The following is a 4420-nucleotide window of genomic DNA, read 5'->3' on the forward strand; positions in this document are numbered from 1 at the left end:
ACCAACAGAGGACAACCATGAAACAGAAGAGATCAATTTATGCGGTTTTGGCGTTCGGTTTACTGACGGCGACGGCTGCGGCATCGGAAACGGAACTGACGGTATACACTGCTGTTGAGGCTGAGGATCTTGCTCGGTATGCGGAGACGTTCAATCAGAGCAATCCGGATATCAAGATCAACTGGGTCCGGGACTCGACGGGGATCATCACCGCGAAACTGCTGGCTGAACGGGACAACCCACAGGCGGATGTGGTCTGGGGGTTGGCTGCGACCTCTCTGCTGCTGTTGAAATCCGAAGGGATGCTGGAGCCTTATGCCCCGGTTGGCGTAGACAAGCTGGATGCGAAATTCGTCGATGGTGACAACCCGCCTGCCTGGGTTGGCATGGACGCCTGGGTTGCCTCGATTTGCTACAACACGGTTGAGGCGGAAAAGGCCGGGCTGAAGCCGCCGACCTCGTGGAAGGACCTGACTGATCCGATGTACAAGGATCAGGTTATCATGCCGAACCCGAATTCCTCTGGCACGGGGTTCCTTGATGTGTCCAGCTGGCTTCAAATGTTTGGTGAAGAAGGTGGCTGGGAATACATGGATGCGCTGCACGAGAATATTGCGCGCTACACCCATTCCGGCTCGAAGCCTTGCAAACTGGCGGCGGCGGGCGAGATCCCGATTGGTATTTCTTTTGCGTTCCGTGGGGCGAAATCCAAAGCTGATGGCGCACCGCTGGAAATCATTGTGCCTTCGGAAGGCGTCGGCTGGGACATGGAAGCAACCGCGATTGTGGCCGGCACTGCAAATCTGGAAGCCGCGCAGAAGCTGGTGGACTTCACCGTCACCAAAGAGGCCAACGAGATGTACAATACCGGCTATGCGGTCGTGGCGTATCCCGGCGTTGCAAAACCGGTTGAACACTTCCCAGAGGGTCTTCTGGATGCGATGATCAACAATGATTTCGAATATGCCGCCAACAATCGCGCGGCAATCCTGAAGGAATGGCAGTCTCGCTATGACGGAAAGTCTGAAGCGAAGTAATTCCATTGGCAGGAGGGGCTTTTGTGCCTCTCCTGCCCGCCACTCTCTTGTTCCCACCAACACAACCAACTCACCCGGCGCGCACCGGCCAGGATCGGTCGTGCCCGAGGTGCAGATGTGAGGACCTCTCCCGTGCTTCAGAAAACACCACCCGGTGAACTGTATCTCAGCATCCAGAATTTGTGGAAAGCGTTCGGCAGCTTTCTGGCACTCAAGGACATCTCTCTTGAAATCAAAGAAGGTGAATTCATTTGTTTCCTCGGCCCGTCCGGCTGCGGCAAGACCACCTTGTTGCGGGCGATTGCAGGGCTGGATCTGCAGACCAAGGGTACGATTATGCAGGATGGCAAGGACGTCTCCAACCTGCCTCCGTCCGAGCGCGATTTCGGGATTGTGTTCCAGTCCTATGCGCTGTTCCCGAACCTGACGATCGAAAAGAACATCGCATTTGGCCTTGAAAACACGGGCCGCAGCAAGTCGGATATCGCGGTTCGGGTGAGCGAGCTGCTGAACCTTGTTGGTCTGCCGGATCAGGGCAGGAAATACCCGGCGCAATTGTCCGGTGGCCAGCAGCAGAGGATTGCGCTGGCCCGCGCCATTGCAACCAATCCCGGTCTGCTGCTGCTGGACGAACCCCTGTCGGCGCTGGACGCCAAGGTGCGCGTTCACCTGCGGCATGAGATCAAGGAATTGCAGCGCAAGCTGGGTGTGACCACCGTGATGGTGACGCACGATCAGGAAGAAGCGCTGGCCATGGCCGACCGCATCGTGGTGATGAACCACGGGGTGATTGAACAAGTTGGATCGCCCACGGAGATCTACCGCGAACCGGCCAACCTGTTCGTGGCCGACTTTATCGGTGAAATGAACCAGATCCAGTCTCAGGTTACGAAAGGCGGGCGGTTGAGCGTCGGGGAAAAGACCTTTGCCTGCCTCAGCCACACGTTCAATGATGGAACCCCTGTCATTGCGGCCATTCGTCCCGAAGACATCATCCCTCATGAAGCTGGTTATCTTGACACGGGCGGCAATCGGAACTGCATCGAGGTCACGCTCGATGAAATGGAGTTTCTGGGCTCGTTCTGGCGCTGCCGCCTGAACAACGAGCGGTTCGGATCTTCGGAACTGATCGCGGATTTTTCGATCAACGCCGTGCGTCGTCTTGAGCTGGAAGAGGGGTGCAGCATGGTGATTGAGCTTCCCGAGAACCGCCTGATGGCGTTTGACCTTCCGGAGGCTGCGGCATGAGCACGATGTCGACCAATCAGGACACATTGCCTGTCGGGCCGGATATCAGGCCCAGGCTCAGCCGCGATGACATCCTGATGCGCGGAAGCATGATGGTGATCGCGCTCTATCTGATCGTGACACTGGCACTGCCGCTTTACACGATGCTTTCCAAGTCCTTCTCGACCTACCGGGTCGAGCTGTCCCAGTATGAGTTTCAGGTCAGTGATGAAGCGGGTGTGTTCGACGGAACGATCCTGACGGCTGACGAACTGAACAGGCAATTGGGGGTGTATTCCGACACCGATCTGACAACCGGCTCGGACGGGCGTTTGCCGGTGACCGGGTTCTTTCCGGAGTTCAGCTTTCGCAGCCCGGTCATGTACCAGATGCGGAACACGACGGAGGCCGGGCGCTTTCTGGTCGGGTCGACTTTGAACGAAGGCACCGATTGGGTCGAGCTTGATTCCAACACGTTCCGCCGGGTGCAGATGCGGCCGGTTCAAGCGCGGGGTCTGGGCAACTTCATCAACTACTTCTCGACACCAGCCCTGTTCAACTCGATCAAGAATTCCCTTTGGATTTCGGTTGTCAGCACAATCGTTACGGTGACGCTGGCGTTCTGGTTTGCCTATGCGCTGAACCGAAGCTGCATGCGGTTCAAGGGGGTCTTTCGCCTGATCGCGATGGCGCCGATTCTGGTTCCCTCGCTGCTGCCGGGCATCGCGCTGGTCTACCTGTTCGGCAATCAGGGGATGATCAAGGAGTTGTTGTTCGGTGCCAGTATCTACGGCCCCATAGGCATCGTGATCGGATCGGTCTTCTTTACCTTTCCACACGCGTTCCTGATCATATCGACTGCGCTCGCGATATCGGATGCGCGGTTGTACGAGGCCGCTGTCAGCTTGCGCTCTACCCCCTGGCGGACATTCTGGACCGTTACCATACCCGGCGCGCGCTATGGCCTGATTTCCGCAGCCTTTGTCGTGTTCAATCTGGTGATCACCGATTTCGGCCTGCCAAAGGTGATCGGCGGCCAGTTCAACGTGCTTGCCGTGGATATCTACAAACAGGTGATCGGCCAGCAGAACTTTGAGATGGGCGCCGTGGTCTCGGTGGTTCTGGTCATCCCCGCAATTCTGGCTTTTGCCATCGACCGGATGGTTCAGTCCAAGCAGGTGGCGCTGCTTTCTGCGCGCTCGGTTCCATATCAGGCAACACCAAACCCAAAGGCTGATCGCATATTCCTGATCTACTGCAGCTTGGTCGGCCTGTTCATCATTGGTCTTCTGGCCGTGTGTCAGTTTGCGGCGCTGATCAAGTTCTGGCCCTACGATCTGAGCCTGAGCCTCAAGAACTACCAGTTCGACAAGATGGATGGCGGCGGCTGGGGGTCGTATTTCAACTCGATCAAACTGGCCTTCCTGACGGCGGTGATCGGCACGACGGTTGTCTTCTTCGGGGCGTATCTGGTGGAAAAATCGAACGGCTTCAAAACCGGACGGTCGATCTTTCAGATGTTCGCCATGCTGCCGATGGCCATCCCGGGCATGGTTCTGGGGCTGTCCTATATCTTCTTCTTCAACAACCCGTCCAATCCGTTCAATGCGATCTACGGCACCATGGCAATCCTGGTGGTTTGCACGGTGACGCATTTCTATACCGTATCGCACCTGACGGCGGTCACCGCTCTCAAGCAGATGGATAAAGAGTTCGAATCGGTGTCGGCCTCTCTCAAACAGCCAACAATGAAGCTGTTTGCCCGCGTGACGGTGCCGGTCTGCCTGCCTGCGGTGCTGGATATCTCGATCTATCTGTTCGTCAACGCAATGACGACCGTGTCGGCGGTTGTGTTCCTCTATTCACCCAAAACCACACTCGCGTCCATCGCGGTGCTGAACATGGATGATGCCGGGGACATCGCACCCGCAGCCGCAATGGGCATGATGATCTTCTACACCAACGCCGCCGCCCGGATCTTCCACCTGATGGCATCAAAAGGCATCCTGGCCCGCACACAGGCCTGGCGCAGCAGGTAATCCACAAAAAACTCAAGAACCCGCCGGTCACATATCTCCGGCGGTTTCCTTCTCCCCAAGAACCCGCTCCGCAAAGTCCATAAACGCCCGTATGATCTTGACGTCACGACGCTGGGA

The 4420-nt window shown here is 57.0% G+C and carries 3 protein-coding genes; all 3 read left to right on the forward strand.

The window, feature by feature from the left end; all coding sequences use genetic code 11:
* The first annotated feature begins 17 nt into the window (after window positions 1-17).
* A complete protein-coding gene (locus ACR0BF_RS20230; RefSeq protein WP_480521542.1) occupies window positions 18-1037 on the forward strand; it encodes a putative 2-aminoethylphosphonate ABC transporter substrate-binding protein in 1020 nt (339 codons plus the stop codon).
* A 132-nt stretch (window positions 1038-1169) separates the two neighbouring features.
* Window positions 1170-2285, forward strand: a complete 1116-nt coding sequence (locus tag ACR0BF_RS20235) for a putative 2-aminoethylphosphonate ABC transporter ATP-binding protein (protein WP_480496631.1) — start codon at window positions 1170-1172, stop codon at window positions 2283-2285.
* Window positions 2282-4303 carry a putative 2-aminoethylphosphonate ABC transporter permease subunit gene (locus ACR0BF_RS20240; protein ID WP_480556054.1) on the forward strand — a complete coding sequence of 674 codons (2022 nt, stop codon included), beginning with the start codon at window positions 2282-2284 and terminating at the stop codon, window positions 4301-4303. Before ACR0BF_RS20235 ends, ACR0BF_RS20240 begins: the two co-directional genes overlap by 4 nt.
* The last annotated feature ends 117 nt before the right edge of the window (window positions 4304-4420 follow it).

Source organism: Ruegeria sp. AG7, from assembly GCF_056541545.1.